Origin of the sequence: Staphylococcus aureus, assembly GCF_001027105.1 — a bacterium.
Taxonomy (GTDB): domain Bacteria; phylum Bacillota; class Bacilli; order Staphylococcales; family Staphylococcaceae; genus Staphylococcus; species Staphylococcus aureus.
This window is the reverse complement of sequence record NZ_CP011526.1, coordinates 864,084-881,144: the sequence shown is the minus strand read 5'-3', so window position 1 is coordinate 881,144 and position 17,061 is coordinate 864,084. Positions and strand designations below refer to the sequence as shown.

The 17,061-nt window shown below is 35.0% G+C and carries 17 protein-coding genes; all 17 read right to left on the bottom strand.

Annotated elements, in window-relative coordinates; genetic code table 11:
- The gene (locus tag AA076_RS04440; protein ID WP_000276662.1) at nt 1–1,239 is read right to left on the bottom strand and encodes a BppU family phage baseplate upper protein; all 1,239 of its coding nucleotides are present in this window, start codon (nt 1,237–1,239) and stop codon (nt 1–3) included.
- Nucleotides 1,240–1,251: 12 nt separating this feature from the next.
- Nucleotides 1,252–3,150 carry an N-acetylglucosaminidase gene (locus AA076_RS04435; RefSeq protein ID WP_001836236.1) on the bottom strand — a complete coding sequence of 633 codons (1,899 nt, stop codon included), beginning with the start codon at nt 3,148–3,150 and terminating at the stop codon, nt 1,252–1,254.
- Nucleotides 3,151–3,286: 136 nt separating this feature from the next.
- Nucleotides 3,287–3,586, bottom strand: a complete 300-nt coding sequence (locus AA076_RS04430) for a DUF2951 domain-containing protein (RefSeq protein WP_000466777.1) — start codon at nt 3,584–3,586, stop codon at nt 3,287–3,289.
- A gap of 39 nt (nt 3,587–3,625) precedes the next feature.
- Nucleotides 3,626–3,799 carry an XkdX family protein gene (locus AA076_RS14655; RefSeq protein WP_000782200.1) on the bottom strand — a complete coding sequence of 58 codons (174 nt, stop codon included), beginning with the start codon at nt 3,797–3,799 and terminating at the stop codon, nt 3,626–3,628.
- 3 nt (nt 3,800–3,802) lie between these two features.
- Nucleotides 3,803–4,180 (bottom strand): DUF2977 domain-containing protein, encoded by a 378-nt coding sequence (locus tag AA076_RS04420; protein ID WP_000705896.1) that lies wholly within the window; start codon nt 4,178–4,180, stop codon nt 3,803–3,805.
- On the bottom strand, nt 4,180–6,003 hold the full coding sequence (locus AA076_RS04415) for a phage baseplate upper protein (RefSeq protein ID WP_000634521.1): 1,824 nt from the start codon (nt 6,001–6,003) through the stop codon (nt 4,180–4,182). The genes AA076_RS04420 and AA076_RS04415 overlap by 1 nt, the downstream gene beginning before the upstream one ends.
- Nucleotides 6,003–7,913 carry a phage baseplate protein gene (locus AA076_RS04410; protein WP_001836235.1) on the bottom strand — a complete coding sequence of 637 codons (1,911 nt, stop codon included), beginning with the start codon at nt 7,911–7,913 and terminating at the stop codon, nt 6,003–6,005. Before AA076_RS04410 ends, AA076_RS04415 begins: the two co-directional genes overlap by 1 nt.
- A gap of 14 nt (nt 7,914–7,927) precedes the next feature.
- Nucleotides 7,928–9,826: an SGNH/GDSL hydrolase family protein gene (locus AA076_RS04405; protein ID WP_000152718.1), complete on the bottom strand. Its 1,899-nt coding sequence runs from the start codon at nt 9,824–9,826 to the stop codon at nt 7,928–7,930.
- An 8-nt stretch (nt 9,827–9,834) separates the two neighbouring features.
- Nucleotides 9,835–10,782: a phage tail family protein gene (locus AA076_RS04400; RefSeq protein WP_000350675.1), complete on the bottom strand. Its 948-nt coding sequence runs from the start codon at nt 10,780–10,782 to the stop codon at nt 9,835–9,837.
- 12 nt (nt 10,783–10,794) lie between these two features.
- The gene (locus AA076_RS04395) at nt 10,795–14,262 is read right to left on the bottom strand and encodes a hypothetical protein (RefSeq protein ID WP_000141480.1); all 3,468 of its coding nucleotides are present in this window, start codon (nt 14,260–14,262) and stop codon (nt 10,795–10,797) included.
- Between the two features lie 16 nt (nt 14,263–14,278).
- Nucleotides 14,279–14,623 (bottom strand): hypothetical protein, encoded by a 345-nt coding sequence (locus AA076_RS04390; protein ID WP_000105584.1) that lies wholly within the window; start codon nt 14,621–14,623, stop codon nt 14,279–14,281.
- Between the two features lie 29 nt (nt 14,624–14,652).
- Complete coding sequence (locus AA076_RS04385) at nt 14,653–15,018, bottom strand: tail assembly chaperone (RefSeq protein ID WP_001100161.1); 366 nt, start codon at nt 15,016–15,018, stop codon at nt 14,653–14,655.
- A 61-nt stretch (nt 15,019–15,079) separates the two neighbouring features.
- Nucleotides 15,080–15,661, bottom strand: a complete 582-nt coding sequence (locus AA076_RS04380; RefSeq protein ID WP_000002577.1) for a phage major tail protein, TP901-1 family — start codon at nt 15,659–15,661, stop codon at nt 15,080–15,082.
- Nucleotides 15,662–15,679: 18 nt separating this feature from the next.
- On the bottom strand, nt 15,680–16,063 hold the full coding sequence (locus AA076_RS04375; RefSeq protein ID WP_000188649.1) for a hypothetical protein: 384 nt from the start codon (nt 16,061–16,063) through the stop codon (nt 15,680–15,682).
- An 11-nt stretch (nt 16,064–16,074) separates the two neighbouring features.
- The gene (locus AA076_RS04370; protein WP_001017815.1) at nt 16,075–16,422 is read right to left on the bottom strand and encodes an HK97-gp10 family putative phage morphogenesis protein; all 348 of its coding nucleotides are present in this window, start codon (nt 16,420–16,422) and stop codon (nt 16,075–16,077) included.
- Nucleotides 16,422–16,724 carry a hypothetical protein gene (locus tag AA076_RS04365; protein WP_025175363.1) on the bottom strand — a complete coding sequence of 101 codons (303 nt, stop codon included), beginning with the start codon at nt 16,722–16,724 and terminating at the stop codon, nt 16,422–16,424. The genes AA076_RS04370 and AA076_RS04365 overlap by 1 nt, the downstream gene beginning before the upstream one ends.
- Nucleotides 16,721–17,053: a phage head-tail connector protein gene (locus tag AA076_RS04360; protein ID WP_000208960.1), complete on the bottom strand. Its 333-nt coding sequence runs from the start codon at nt 17,051–17,053 to the stop codon at nt 16,721–16,723. The genes AA076_RS04365 and AA076_RS04360 overlap by 4 nt, the downstream gene beginning before the upstream one ends.
- Nucleotides 17,054–17,061 lie beyond the last annotated feature (8 nt).

Below are 17,061 nucleotides of genomic sequence, written 5' to 3'. Positions count from 1 at the left end.
TCACCCCTTAATTAAATAAAGTGTATTAGGGTCTTTTTGATACAAATAATTATATTCTGTTTCACTGCCTGTCCAAATATTCAGTGACGGCTGCGAAGAACCGATAGGTTGATAAAGTTTATCTGCTTCCTCTTTTGTAAAAGCATTTGATGATAAAAGATAACGTTCATCATGACTGTGATTTATGTCTGATTTTTTTGATAAAGCATTTTCTAATCCTTCAATCTGTTTGATTGTATGACTATGATTTTTATCTGCATACAAACTGTTTAATGATTGCTTGAATCCCTCAAAATCTTCTGTACTAACTTTTGAGCCAATCTGTTGCAATACACTTTCTGAAATAGAGTTGTTTTGTATTGCTTCTGCTAATTCTCTTAATGTATTCATAGATTCAGGCGCGCTATCAACTAGTTCAGCAATTTTTGAATCCGTATACGTTTTAGAGTCGTTGAGAGTTGTATCTTTGATTTTTTCAACTTCTTGCAATTTATTTTCTAACCCTTCAACATTTGCGATATTGATTTTGTCCAATAACTCAGGTTCTGCTTTGATATCTGTATCTTTACCATCAATTTGCCACATTTTAGTGTCAGGATTGATTGATACTACAGTACCGTTTTTACCGGGTGCGCCTTGTTCTCCTTTTTTACCTGCTTCACCTTTTGCTCCAGGTTGTCCCGGTTCGCCTTTATCACCTTTCGCACCTTTAAATCTACTTTCATTCTTTTCGATGTAAGAAATGACATCTTTATCTATTTTCTCTTTAAAGTCTTTGCTCAATAAATCTGTCGCGTTATCTTTTAAAATTCTCGTAATAGCATCATCTACCAATTTAACATCGATTTCTTTTGCTACAGCAGATTCAATGCCACTATCAACGATATTGAAAGAAAAGTTCGCGACATGTATTTTTTCTTCTTCTTTCTCTAAAAACAGCTTACAACGAACATAACCAGCGTGTTTGATAACCTTTTTAGGTATCTTGTAGGTAATGAACCCTTTTACAACATCGTCCATAATAAGGGGCTCATTTTTGAATATAGAGCCATCTTCCATAAACAAATGCAATCTAGGTGTTAAGCCATGTGCTTTTAGATCGATACGACCTTGTTTGTCATTGATACCTATTCTTATAGATGCTGTATTTTCATCTTCAGTGTAAAATCGACAGCCAATGTCACCTAAGTCAACACCATCATTTTTTATTCTCGTTTCAACATCTTTTATTTTGTACATTTATACACCTCTTTATTTATATTTATCTCTTATAAAGTAGATACCTTTTAAGCCGATTTTTTTATATAGCTTAGCGATTGTACTTGCTTGATGTTGGCACCACTCTATAGCAGTAGCATATTGATGTGTAGCTGGATTTTTAGGATTCCATCTAATTCGGTACAGTGTATTCTGCCCTTTGTTGATGTAATCCTTTCTTACGAAGCTAGCACCGCCCATGATTGCTTTTGCTGGAGTTGTCCAACCTTTATTCCTTGCAAACGTCATTGCGTAGTTAGGATTGTTGTCGTAAGCGCCAATGCCGAAGTAGTTGTATACTCCATCTTTTCCGTTAGCGAAGTTACTTGTTCCATATCCACTTTCTAAGAAAGCATGCGCGATTAAATAAATTTCATTAATGTTGTGCTTTTTACAAGCTTCTGCGAACGCTTTACCTTGATTATTCAATGTCCCCTTACCTTTAAGTATCTTATTAAGTGAACTAACTGAAACACCTTGATACTTGCCTAAATTAAGCATTTGGTAGCACTGCGTGTTACTTTCCCATATTCGTTTAACATTCATTGCCGAGCCCGTTTGAGCTCGTGTAGCGTTAGCCCAGCCCCAAGCATTAGATTTTTTCGGGTTACCTCTTGCCATTTGTTTATCCAGTGCTTGTTTGAATGTATAAGGGCTCGTTTCAGTTATAATCTGCGGTTGTTTAGATGCCGAGCCATTGTTAGCTGTTGGTGATGAGTCTCTTACATTCGCTATATCAGCGTTTTTATTATCTACCATAACTTTTATTCTAGATTTTGTTACTGTTGGTTTAGTTATAGAATTTAATAATTTTTCTCTGTTTTTAAATATATTAAATAATGCCTTTTCTAATGCTTCGTATTTATCTTTAGGGGGAACACCGTTGTCAATCATATTCCAATTAACATGTTCCAACATAGAACGCCAAATGCTGTCGTCTACTTTTAAATTTTCAATACTTAGAGGTATCTCATATTTGATCATCATATCTACAGCTACAACCATTGCGTGAATTTCATTGAAAATAAATTCGTTTTTACTCGCACTATAATCTTCACATACGTCTATAACTATATAATCAGGTTCATTAGGAACCTCAAATACCGCTCTTCTAGGAGCCCAAATATTATGTCTATCTACATAAAAGTGGGGATATTCCACATCTTGTTTGTATTTCTTCCTACTGTTATATAAATTTTCTACTGAACTCATTGTTTGAGCATTTCTAATCATTATTCCTTTAGGTTTTTCGAGTCGTCGATTACCCTCTACTATAAAATGATAAATATATTCTGGATAATTAACTTCTTGACTAGAAATTGTGTACTTTATAGTTGTTACATCTTTCCAAATCGGAACTTTTTTATTATTTTTTTCGTTATTATCACTGTCGTCTTCGGGTTTAGGTGCCGGCGTAGATTTCTCCGGATGATATGGTGGTCTAACAAAATATTTAACTCCTCCACCTGGTCCATCATGATAAGAGTGTTTGATTTTATACGGCGGACTTCCTGTTGCATTATTTGTATACCAGTTTTGATCCACACCATACCAATAGTCTTTTGTGCATGGTCCCACTACAATGTTTACATGTCCTGCCCAACCACCAGTCCAAACACCCCAGTCGCCTGGTTGTGGTACAAAATCTTTTGTATTTCTAATTATCTTGAAATCTCTACCTCTATAATTAGATTTCTGAGCCATAGCATCAGCATTTCCCCATGTTCTAAACCCCCAATATTTATCGAGTAAATAATTAGGTAAATCCCAGCATTGTGCTCCCATTCCAGAACCAGGTACATCAATAGCTATTTTGTTTTTAGCGATATATAACGCCCATTCAACCACTTCACTAGCTGTGGGCTTTCTATTTTTCGGATTAGGTAATCCCATGTATGCACCTCATTTCAATCAAAATAAAAAGCCAGTGCCGAAGCACTGACTCTTAACTGTTATTTACATTTACCAAACCAGAAGCACGCCCAGAAGCTATATCCTAAAATCCCTTTAAGCATGGTAATCACCTCCTTTAAATACCAAAAATAGTTCTTAGTAAAGCTATGACAATCGTACTGAAGATAGTCCCTATCAAACCTAGAATCCACATTTTTATGTCTCTAATATTCTTGGCATTCTTTTCTTTATTCTTTTCATCTTCTACCTTGTCGCGCTTTAATTCTTCAAAATTTCTATCTAATTTGTCATAAATCTTTTCTTGCGCTCTAAGACTATCTTCTATTCTGTCGAATTTTTCAAACATAGTCTTATCATTTTCTTCTAATCGCGTTAAACGCCAATCTTGTTCATGTCGTTTGGTAAATCCAAACATTATGCCACCCACTTTATTCAAATTAAAAAGCCACAAGCATTACACCTGTGACTTTTCATCTTTTGTTTCTGGATATTTTTCTCCAGTGATTAAAGCGTATTCTTCTTTATCGATTAAACCCTTGTCTACGTACCACTTAATTTGCTCGTTTTTATAGTAACCCCAAACATAAAAAGTTTTAATGTCTTTAAAAGTTGGATAAATCATCTTCATTATTTAAACGTCCCCCTCAGTACTTGTTTTGTTAGTTTTCAGTTCAGTCAACTGTTGTGTTAACATAGCGTTTTGTTGAGCTAATTCCATTGTTAATACGTTTACTTGTGCCACCTGCATTTGCATACTCGCAACCATTCCGCGAAGTTCCTCATCACTTAAATCTGACGCACTTTGTTGGTTTGATGCATTCGGTACGTCTTCTTTTTCGAAATTGCTATTGTATTTAATTTCGCCGTTAGTGAAAACAAACTTTCTAGGTTCGAACTCTTCTTTAAATTTAATAGGCACATTGTTATCATCTACATCTAAACTATTGCGTAAACCGCCAGTATTAACAAATCCGATAACTTCGTTTTTATCGTTTACTGTGATTTTCATTATTTCCACCCCATAATTTTAGTTATAGTAACTTTGTTGGCATTCGCTCCAGAACCTGATGTTTTACCTAAATCAAAGTACACATCGTTATCTATTCTTAAAGTAGTGCTACTTGTTTTGGATAGTAAGCACTCATAAATACCGCCACCGTTGCCGTCTGAGTCAACTACATTCGCTTTACTCAATTGAATCGCGTTAGGTAATGCGGTAAGTCCGAATCCCTCAATAACGCCACCTGGATAAGTTCCACTTACCAACAAAATAGAATAGTTTGTGTACGGTTCAGTTAGATTGATTGTTGTACCTACACCATTTGCGCCACCGTCGAACAATACCGTTGATTTATGTTCATTAGGAACTGTCCACTGTTGCTCAAGTCTGCCGTTTGTGATTGATCGTGTGTAAATCTTTTTAGAGTTATAAGGTGTGAAGTTAAATAGCTTGTTTGTATCATCTTTAACGAATACCGATAAATAACCCTCATAACTTTCAACGCTACCTGGTAAATCCGGCACTCTTGTTGCATAGTAATTACCAGCAGTTAAATATCCCAAATCGCCTTGCGCATTATTTAAGTTAACTTGAATTGATTGACCATTCGCCTCTGTCATCTTATGTTGTTGCCAGCTCGTTGTTCCGAATTTATCATCTACATACTGCTTAGCTTGATTTAAAGCGTTGTTAGACGTTTCTTCAACAAATTGCTTAGTTAAGTTTCCATCATTCTTTTTATAAAACGGGTACCATGTGCCGTAGATTTTGTATTTTGTGTACTCATCGTTTGAATCGTCTGGGTACCATGTTGCACGAGCAGTATTATTATCAACAACATAAACAACTAACACACCAGATTTGCTTGATGTATAAGTTGATTCATCGAACGAAGAACCGTCATCAACACCATCTTGTCCAGGCTTCTCTAACGTGCCTATATCCGTCTTTTCTGGCGCATCTGTTGCATTAGTAATATGAATAATCCTAGATGTGTTAACTGCGCTTAAAACGCTATCTATGGACTGCTCATACGATTCAATTGCTTTACCGTAATCATCTGTAAGTTTAGACTTTTGCCAATTTGTTGTTGAATTACCTTTAACAAGGTCAGCGCCATTGATTTGTTGTTCAACTTCGTTAACACGTTCAAAAATCGCTTGCTCTTTTTCAACTATTTTATCGACTTCAGCTGTAACAGCTTGTGTTGCACTAGTTTGCGTCGCAGTAATAGCTTGTATAGCTTCGTTTTGCTTGATTTCGATTTGTTGAATGCCTTTTGTCGCACTATCATTCACTTTTGCTATTAACGTTTGTGTATCAGCCATATTTTGCTTTAATTGGTTAAAGTCTTTACCGACAGCTTCGATAGTATCTTGAATAGATTTGATATAAACAAGCTTTGTTATACCATCAAACCCACTAACTAAATCATTTTCAATATTGAAGCTAAATTGACGTTCAACAACAACATTATTACTCCCGTTTTGTGTAAAGAATGCCTGAGCATGCACCTTGCCTGAATGTTTTAAAAATTCATTCGGTATCACATACTGCAAACGCCCATTAATTGCGTCTACTATCGTTAATTCGTCTGAAATATAAGCGCCTCTATCTACGTTATAATCATCGGTTTTTAACACGATAGATGTCTTAACATGTTCAGAACTTATAGATAACGGTCTGTTATTCTTAGTTACTGCAAAATTTAAAACACCAGTTCCTCTATCTGATTCATAGAAACTGATGTTTGTGTCAATAATTGGATTATATTGTGATGTTGTTTGTAACTCGATTAAGTTATCGTCTTTCGAAAAATTATCTACTATCATTATTCAACCACCTTTCCCTCGAATAAACTCCATTTACCAACGCCACCAGTACCAAAGTTTCTAACTAAAAATTGATGTGCAGACGGGAAGTTATTACGTCTTAATACTTGTGTTGTGTTACCCGGTGTATTCGATTTTACTTCTAATATCCAACCTGCAATACCTTTAAAGTCTTTAGGAAAATCAGTAAATCGTTTTGATTCTTCAGTAGTGATATAGAAATCTAAACCAACGATTTTTAAATCTGATAATTTTGTAATATTCTTAGGGATATGTTCCCAATAACCGGCGTTTTGCGGACAGAAATTCCATGCTCCGTTGTTTTTCTTATTGAAAATGTCAATGACACGTTCGAATTTAAGCATATTTCTACCTGTGCTGTTTCTGGTAAGTACTTGTCTTAGAGCACCATTATAGTGTCCAGGCAGTACATCAAAGAACCAACCTGCATCTCTAAACGCTTTCGGTAACGGGAAATCTAACGCATTTTGTGTGTCTTGCGTATAGATATAGTAATGACCAACTTCCGTAATATCACTTAGATATGCTGGGTTCTGTATTGGTAACGGTTTAACACGTCCGCCTGAATCAGTCATCGATACTTGAGGTGCAATGTTTTTTAAGAATTGGTTAACACCTCTTTGGCCGATGGAATAAATTGAGTGATGTCTGTTGTTACCAGGTCCAATAGTTACCCCTATTAAAAGCGCTTTGCGTCCTGTTTCTAGATCGTAATACATATCTAGACCCTCAGCTTCTTGGAAGTCTCCTTTAAAGTTATTATTCACACCGCCAATATCGATACGTCGTTTAAATAACAATTCTTTTGTTTTTATATCGAAACCTTGTAAGTAGTTAGGGTTGGCTGTATTCGAATCACCTGTATACCAATATAAGATACCTGCATCATAAGTGATACCTTGCATAGGTTGTGTATCTGAAGTGTATTCCATAGGTATATCCATTTGATACAATACTTTGTCTATACCTTTATCAATATCGTCAGCACTTCTAACCTCAACAAAGTTCAACGAATTCTTAAGTTGTCTTTCAGTGGGTTTATATTCACGTCTAAAAATCATTAAATTTTCTACCGGATTATAAATCGCTGACGTATATCTGTCGTTAAATATATTCGGCATGACATCTTGCATTTCATTACCATAAGTTATTTCTCCAGTTCTATATTGGAAACGTACAAACTTGTTGTTTTTGTTACTGTCCAATACAGCTGAATAAATCCATAATTCTCCATCAATGTATCTATACGCATTGTGTGTACCGTGACCGCCGTTTTTAACAAGCAATCTATCAATAAATTGTCCGTTGGGCTTCAATCTAGATAACATGTAATGATTACCTGGACGAGCTTGCGTCATATAAATAATTTTCGTTCTAGGGTCTACCCAAAATGATTGCATTACTGCGTTAGTATATGGCGATAAATCTGTGATGAATTCCGGTTCTTGCTCTTTTGGTTCGAATCGGTATTCTGTCGCTCGATATTCTTTATAGTGTTCATCTACAGCTTTCTCAACCTTTTTAGTGAAAGCATCTAGTGTTGAATAATCATGATACAAACGATCTTGCAATGTCTTATGACCATAACCTGTATTATCAACGCGCGCGTCTTTTACTTCGTTGATACCGTCGCCGTTATGACCTAGTACCATGTTGCTAAATCGACCGTTTAAATATGTTAAAAAGTCAGAGACGCTACTTGTAACATTTAAATGTTCATACTTTATTTGCTCTCCATTATGTGCAAATACCTCTTTATTTCTATGATATTCAAGAGAGAAATTAAAATCAGTCAGCATGTCTGAAATAAGCTTGAAATTATACTCATTTTCATCTACATATCTGTAATCGAAAACTCTACTTAAGTCTGTAATTAATTTGTTATCCATGTCTTCCTCCTTTTCTATCCGTAAAACTGGTAATAATTTTTAATAAGTTCGTACATAATAACTTCATGACCCCTCTCGTTCGGATGCAATCCGTCTGGCATACTTGATTTTCTGAACGCTGGATTATATGGCTTAAAATAATCTGTATGATAGGCATCATATACTGGTACATCCAATTCACTACAAGCCAATATCTGAGCGTTGACATAATCCTCTAACGTTAACCCTAATTTGTTTTTATCAGTATCTTTACGACGTATCGTTGTGCCACTCATAGGACATTGTCTAGTAGCTGTCATTACAAGTATTTTTGAAGTTGGATTATTTTTCCGAATAACTTCAATTGCAGAACAAAAGGCACCGTAAAACGTTTTTGTATCCGTTTTATCAGTGCCTATCGGTACACCTGCCCAATAACCATGTAACCAGTCATCATCTGTACCTTGTAATATGATTAGGTCGCCTCTAATTTGTTCTGCTTGTCTATAAATACTATTTTCAACGTTGTTTGTATCTGTAACAGTTGCCATAGTTGCGCCACCTTTTGCAAGGTTGGTCGTTTTCGCTTTTAATTTCTTGCCTAACATTTCTGTGAAATTAGTTTTTGCATGCGACCCTCTAGCTACAGAATCGCCAATCGTTCCAATTGTTTTTACATCTTTAATGTTTGATTTATCTATAAAATCATGAACGATAGTGCCGTCAGATGTAGTCACAGTTTTAGAGCTTACCTTCTGTTGTTTATCTTCAATCAAATCAGTTCTACTCATCAAATCGAGTGTTGATTTAGCTATTGACGCTACTTTAGACTTCAAGTTTTCTGCCGCTTTACTAGGATTAGAAAGGTTAACATCATTTAATCCAGAAACATAGTTAGCTGCAGTATTAACTTTTTTCATATATCGTTGTTCTCGATTAAACTCACCAAGCGTTACATCTTGCTTAACAATTACATTGTTTATACCCCTAATCGTTTTAACTTGTACTATACGGACTAAATCATTCAAACCTAGTTTGGTAGATTTTATTTGTACTATGTCTCCGGGTTGTGGGTCTGCTTCTGGATATGATTCTCTTAACACCAAAAAGTCCAAAGACAAAGATTGTTTTAACGACTTTTTCAATCTCGATTGTAATTCTTTATCCATAGTTTCTTGGTCAGTCACTTTACCATCTTTAAATGGTTCTGCGTGGATGTCGCCGTATATTTCAGCTAATGCACTTCTAGCTTCCATTACGAGCCCAGCGTGTTCGAATGTTTCTTCTCCTGAATAATTACCATATCCTCTAATGAAGGTGGCGAAATCACTTGCATCTTCCTCGAGTTTTATAGCGTTGGCGTTGACTTCGTCAGAAATAAAATAAGACGCTTTTTGATTTGCAAAAGGCGTCAATACAAACTTATATCTGTCTTTCTTTTTGTCATATGTGATCTTATATTCTAATCCAAAATGTTCCAAACCTTTTTTTAACATTTCTAACCTTGTGTCGCCTTCACCGCCGTTTTCAAACTTTGAAGATTTAACTTTGCCCTCGACTTCAAAAAGCATTCCAGTACCTTGAAACACAATGTTAAAATATCTTTCTACTGTAAAAGATCCTGTTACATTAACATAAATTCTATCAATCATTAACTTGTCTATGGGAATCTCTCTAGCAGTACATTCAACCAGTTGTCTGTCGCCTTCTGATTTCCTATCAATGACAGTTATTACATATTCTTTCTTGTCGTTTTCACCTTCGACATGACTAACAATCCATCTTTTCCCTATAGCGTTAATAACTTCATAAGTATATTTATTTTCTAGAATATCAAAAGTTAATACACCATCAGCATTAACTTTTTTCACTAAAGTTGTTTCTACTGGTACAGGTGCGCCATTACCTTTAGGTGGTCTTACAATTATTGTCATTCTGACACCTACTTATAATAAAATTTCAAATCAAACTGAACTTTTTGAACTGTTTGATTAAACTCAAATTTATTAGCTCCGTATTTAAATTTTGGTTGGGCTATGTTCGTTTCAGTGCTTATTTCGACACCGTTTTTATAAACTCGAAAGCTATCATAAACAATTTTGTCTCCAGCTTTTAGTTTAATCCCCTCAATTTTCATTATTTCAGCATGCGTTAAATTCCATACAAACGATTCTGTATCTTCGCCTAAAATAATTGTTATCTTTTTATACATGTTGAATTGGTCGTTAGGAGCACTACCATGATAGTAAACTGTACCTTTGCTCAAATTTTCAAATGTATACTTTCTTTTGTCTCCGCCTGCATGCCAATCAATATTAAAATCAAACGACCACAATCCAACCTTTTTGTTTTCTTCTAACTCTAGGCTTGTTCCAATACTTTCGCCGTATGGTAATTCTGTAGTTTCGAATTTTAGTTCAAAAGAAACTTTATTATCTTTTTGTTTAGGGTTTATAACTCCGTTAAAAATAACTTTATACTGTTTACCATTTACATAAATTTGTTGATCGTGTCTTGAATATTCATAATCCGGGAAGTTGTTTTTATCTAATTTCACGTAATCATCAGAAGTTGGTTGAGTAAACCTGTAATTCAACTCTTCTTTTCTTCTTATTTCTCGTAAATACATAGGTTCTATGTCTGTCGTTAACCTATACAACATATCTCGCATATAAGCAATGTCTGAACGATTTTTAACTTTACAAAAACAAGGAACAACTATATCTCTACTGATATAATTGCTCCCCATTAATATACGACCGTTCATATTTTCTTTGTCTTGATACTTTGTGTTGATTTGCATGCTATCAATTACTATATCGTTAACGATAAACCCGTATTCACTTAATTTGATTACAGTACCATCTTTTTTTGTTAATTCTATGTCCATTTGTAACCTCCTTTATAAGTAATACTCAGAATTGCGTTTAGCATTTCTGCCGTTAACAATACTAGTAAGCGCATCGTTATTGACATCGAATTCAACTTTAACAGTTTTCATGTTCGGTGATGTTTCAATAGAATGTGTGTGTTGTACTTGCGCATTTATATTTCCACCTAAATTACTTAAGTTTCCTGTAATACTAGAAATGTCAGGTGCGTTTAATGTAGGTTGAAATGCATCAACTACTTTATCTGCAACATTAGAAACATTACGGATAACTTTACTTGAATGATTATCTATACCTTTAACGAAACCTAGCATTGAATACACACCAACATCCATGAATTCACGTGAAGGTGAGTGAATACCCAAAGCACTTTTAGCTGCATCTAAAGCTTTCTTAGCAACATTTTTAGCCGCATCTACTAATTGGCCAGCCATTTGTCCAATACCTCTAATTAAACCACGGATCATATCAGCACCTGCAGACACAAAATCTCCTATAAAGCTTTTTATTTTATTTACTGCATTTGTCATACCTTGACTAACTTTGTTTACAACATTAACGAATCCTTGAATAACTCTATTAACAAAGTTAATTAGCGTACTTGTTATAGTAGATACCCATTGCATACCTTTAGTCACGATGAAGTTCCAAGCTTGAGACATTTTGTCTGATATAGTTGATACAACTTGTGTGAATATGCTTACAACTTTATTCCAAATTGTCGTTAATATACCAGATAAGAAACTCCAAATCGTATTCCATATATTAGAAATAAAACTCCATGCCGCTTGTAACGCAGTAGATATAGTTGTAGTGATAGCGTTCCAAACCTTAGTTGCCACAGTAACTATAGTGTTCCACAACGTTTGTAAGAACGTCCAAATAGCGTTCCAAATTGTCATTGCGATAGTCATAATTGTGGTAAATACTGTAGTTATTACAGTGACTAACAAATTCCAAATCGTAGTAGCGATTGTAATTATCGTGTTCCAGATTGTACTTAAGAATGTCCAAATAGCTGTCCATATCGTCATAACTATTGTCATTATCGTCGTGAAAACAGTTGTGATGATTGTAACTAAAAGGTTCCATACCGTTGTTGCAATAGCGATAATTCCATTCCATAACCCTTGTAAATAAGCGGCTATTTGATTCCAAACAATCATTATAAAATTGTATACATTAGTTACTGCTGTAGTGATAGCTTTTAAAATAGCATTCCATACAACCGAAGCTACAGTTTTCAACACATTCCAAACTGTAACCATAAACGTTTTTATCGCATTCCAAGCATTTATAATAAAGTTTCTGAATCCTTCATTTTTATTCCACAATAAAACGAATATAGCTATTAATGCAGCGATTACACCGATAACTATTGTTATTGGACCACCTAAAATACCAAACACAGTTACTAGTCCTGTGATAGCATTTCTAATTAATCCAATCTTACCGAATAACAATTGGAATATAACTGATATAATTTTTAATGGTCCTTTTAATAACATGAACGCACCTTTTAAAATTGTTAATCCCGCTCTTAATAAACCGAACTTACTTACTAACGCAATGATTCTACCTATTAATCCGCCACCCATAAAGTTAGATACAGCAAGAATAATCGGTATTAAAAATCTAAATGCACCAACTAAAGTTATAATGACACCAACTAATTGTGCTGTAGCTGGATGCGCCTCAAACAAGTTAGCTATCCAACCAGTTATTGCTACTGCAACGCGTAATACTGCACTAGCTATAGGAGCCATCGCTGTTGCGAATGCAACTAATCCTCTTGCAATGTTCCCAATTAATTGCATTATTAGTGGTCCATTAGTTTGTATATAACTGACAAAGTCTTTAAACCCTTGAGATTGTCCTACTTGTTCAGACCATTCCCTAAACTTAGCTGTCATTTGTTCAAGAGATTGGAAAATGCCAGTTGATGATCCACTGAATGCATTCATCAAATTGTTAATTCCAACGAAAACATTTTTAAAAATATTACCAATGATAGGTAAGTTTGTTTTTGTGTATTCAATAAAACGAGTTATCGAATTTTCTCCAGCTGCACTATTAGCCCAGTTAGAGAAAGATTGACCTAATCTATCCAACCAATCAGCCGACCATTGAAACAGTGGTGCTAATTGTGTGAATACATTGACTAATCCATCACCGAAACCGCCTGCAGCACTTAATAGCTTGTTAAATACCGAAACACCAGTTGTATTCATCATGTTGAAGAACCTTGATGCTACACCGCTATTTTGAGCCCATTTAAACACACTTTGAGACGCCTCTTCCATTCCTCTTGAAATACCACTAAAAAAAGGTTGTAAGCTCTGCATTGCTGTTTTAACAGTATTTAAACCGTTTGCAAGAGTTGTGAATATAGCGGATTGATTTTGCTTTATAATATCAGTCCATGCTGACTTTACGCCATCTAAAGCTTTTTTGTATTCGTTTGTTGCTGAGCTAGCTTGTAAAGTGCCGTCACTAAGCATCTTTATAGCGCTGATAGCCATTGCGCCAAATGCTACAAAGCCAGCGCCGGCTATTGCTACCGCACCACCTAAAGCAAGTACACCGCCAGTTAACACTTTGATAGCGTTTAATAGCGCAAATACTACAGGTACTACGCTCGCTATTACAGGTATTAAGATACTAAAAGATGAAGTTAGTAATCCACCAACCATATTAGAACCTACAGTACCGAACACACGGAACATATTAGCTAAATTCCCCATCTGTCTTTGGAAATTGTCGTTTGCTTTTATTATGTAGGCATAAGCTTTCTTTAAACCATTAGTATCGACATCTACCTTTGTTGTTTTTTTGTTCGGCAATGCGTCTAATGATTTTTTAAACGCATAAATAGTTGGTATAGAAAGCCCTGTATCTACATCTAGTCGAGATCTAGTTTTGTTTGGAATACTTTTAAGCTCTTCTTTAGTGCGTTTTATTTTAGAGTTAGCAACACCATTGTCCACGTCTATAATAGCTTTGGCTTTAGACCTATTTAATGCTTCAAGACTAGCTTTAGATACTTTTAACACTCGATTGAATTTACTGTTATCTGCATTGACGTCAATACTGATACGCTTCTTTTCTAGTTCGGATAACTTAACTTCTGCTTCAGCGATATCTTTAGTTAACTTTTGTTTTTGTAGTTTAACCTCAGGGCTAGCTTCTTTGGAGTTAAGTTTGTCTAGTTCAAAATTTGATTCTAATATCTTTTGTTGTAAGTCTTGTATACTAGCATCTAATTTAGCTTTTACATTTTTGTTGCTAAAGGCATCTAAAGACTTTTTAGCAACCTTGATAGTTTTTTGTAATTTTTTATCGTTAGCGTTTAATTCAACATCTTTAGTTTGATCTGCTACTCGTTTAAATCTTTGCACAGACTTAACCGCACTATCAATTTGCCTTTTGAATTTGGCTACACTAGCTTCAATAGTCGCTTTAATTTTATATTCCGTCACATTAACACCTCTCTTTCTATTGCTTATTAAATTCTGCTATAACTTTAAAGAATTCATTATTTTGTGGTTCGTATTCATCACGTTCGCTGCTAAATCTTATATCTTTACCTTCGTTAAGCCGTTGGATATTTTCTTCATAAGGCAATACGTCGTTTGCATTGTTAAAAACATATTCCTCTTTAGGTTTATTTTCTGTCCCAACATTTTTAGTAGCTGCAGCATCACGAATAGCAAACGCAAGTTTGTAACGTTCGAATTCTTGGGTTAGCATTTCATACTCTTTCGCATACATTCGATAGTTATATTCTGTTAATGTCATTTGCTCAATAACGTTCAAATCTGTAATACCAAGTGTTGACATACAAGTTATAACGATTCTGTCGTAAGTTATTACGCTTCCGCTGGTTTCTCTTCCGCTTCCACTACTTCGACTAGGTTTCGGGTCATAGGTCGCTTTCCCAACTCCGTTAAAATATCCGAACCGAATTCTTCTAGTCCGATATTTTCTGCGATTTCATCTAATGCTTCATCAATGTTATTAATAGTAATTGCTTGTTTTTTTAAGTGAGATGTAGCTGCGATTAAAACTTCGCCAATCACAACCGGATTTCCACTTTCTAAACCTACAGGCAACATTGATACACCTTGACCGATAGAAGCTTGTTCAACTTTTAAACCTAATCGGTTATCGATTTCTCTTAAAAATTTAAAACCAAAACTTAATTCTAATGACTTTCCGTTAATTTCTACATTCATAACTTAAAATCTCCATTCATGATTAATTTAAACAAAATAAATAGGGCTTAACGCCCTATTTTTATACCTCTCCTGGTGTAACCGTTGATGAATCTACCTTAGGTTGTGGAATTGCTGTTAAATCTTCGCCAGTTAACGCATCTGCTTTTGTAGTGTCATGGAATCTGTATCCAGTCGCCTTAAGTTTCTTTGTTACAGCCTCAGGTAGTGTTGCAAATCCACGTTGGAAACGACCATTCACTCCATATTCATATTCATATTCATCAATACCGTTAGCTTCTGCTTTTAATTCAAATTTATTGTGGAAACCTTGGAAATATTTCGCTTTAAATTTAGTAGCATCTCCATTTTTGCCTGGTATTCTACTTTCAACTTCCCAAGCCTCATACAATACGCGATCTACAACTGCATCTTCAATTTCATCTGCAAAATCGTCACCATAAAACATTTTAGCAGTACCAGACATTGTTGATTCAACTGAACCACCAGTGTTATAAGACCCATCCATCGTATCCTCTGTATCTGTATCAGCTTCATGTGATAAGCCGTATTCAGTTAAAAAAAGCATTTTAGTAGCATCTACTTTTTCGCCAGCTTTTCTAAACAAAATAATACGGTCATTACTATTTTTCATATTCGCCATTCAATATTCCTCCGTTTTTTAAAATGTTTTGTAAGATATCGTTATTGATGTGTGTAGCAATTCTTGATTAGTAGTATCATCGACTAACTGTGCGATGTTAGTATCATCTTCTTCAAAGTCATAATCGTTTGTTTTAACGCTAGGTGTTAAATCATCGATACACCTTTTAACAAGTCCGTCATGATGTCCTAAATCATCGCTTACACTCCAAATATCAATAACTAAATTCGTATCGCCAGAATAACTATCAAACGTGTACTTACTTCTATTTGACTCCGGCATTTTTATTACAAAAAAAGGATACGGAATCTCTTGTTGCATCTCTTTACGAGAAATAACAGGGAATCCATATCCTTGTAGCGTTTCATACGCTTTATTATAAAGTTGTAAGTTCGGTGTCATGCTTTTATCTCCTATTCAAACAACGCTTTCAATTCTTCTACAGTCGATTTTCTTATTACCTCATATACTGGCCACATAAAAGGTTCTGCCTCCATGTATCGAGTACCAAACTCTAAGAAACCACTATAAGCTGCATGCGATGTGATAGTGTATTGCAAATCGCCAGTTTTTTTATATCTGATATTGCGTGATAAATTACCAGTCCAATAACCCTTATTCATTACTTCTCTAGCTTTCAATTTAGCTCGTACTACATATTCTTTGGCGTTTTCCTGTAAAATATCATCTACATCATCATCAATGTTGGTTTTCATATCGTGAAATTGGTTTAACAGTGCGTCTAATCCATCTATATTCATCAATTGACCTCTTCGATATAATATGACGTTTCGTGTCTGTATATCCTTGTATCAACTATCTTGTAGCGAATGCCATTAACCAACACGTGGCTAACAGGGTAAGATATTGATTCTTTTATCCTCAGGACACTTACATCGTTTTTTACATCGCCAAATTCAAGTTGCTTTCTTGCTCTAGAAATGGGGTTAATATTGCATGGTATCGCATCATAAGTGATTAGTGCGTTTTCTTTTTTGCTAGTTTTAGGATTGTAAGTTGTTACTTGTTCTAATTGAAAAATAACTCTATCTTCATATCTCAAAAGAACACAGCCCTTCCTTTTTTAGTTCTCGTTCTAGCATTAAAGTAATTATCAATAATAGCTTCATACTCCTTGAAATCGTTCAATTCATACGCATTGCTACGTCCGTCAACCGCTTCTGATGTCATACCTTCAGCACCAATCCTGTTGTAGCGTTTAACTGCAACTTCTTTAATCATGTAACTAAACCTTTCCGGTATTTGTTCAACTTCAATAGGTAACATTGATAACAACTGGCTTTCACAACTTTTTATAATTTCCTCTAATTGTTCATCTTGCTTTTCATCTTTAAGACCAATACGTTTTTTTACATCAGCTAGCGTAGTCATATAACCAC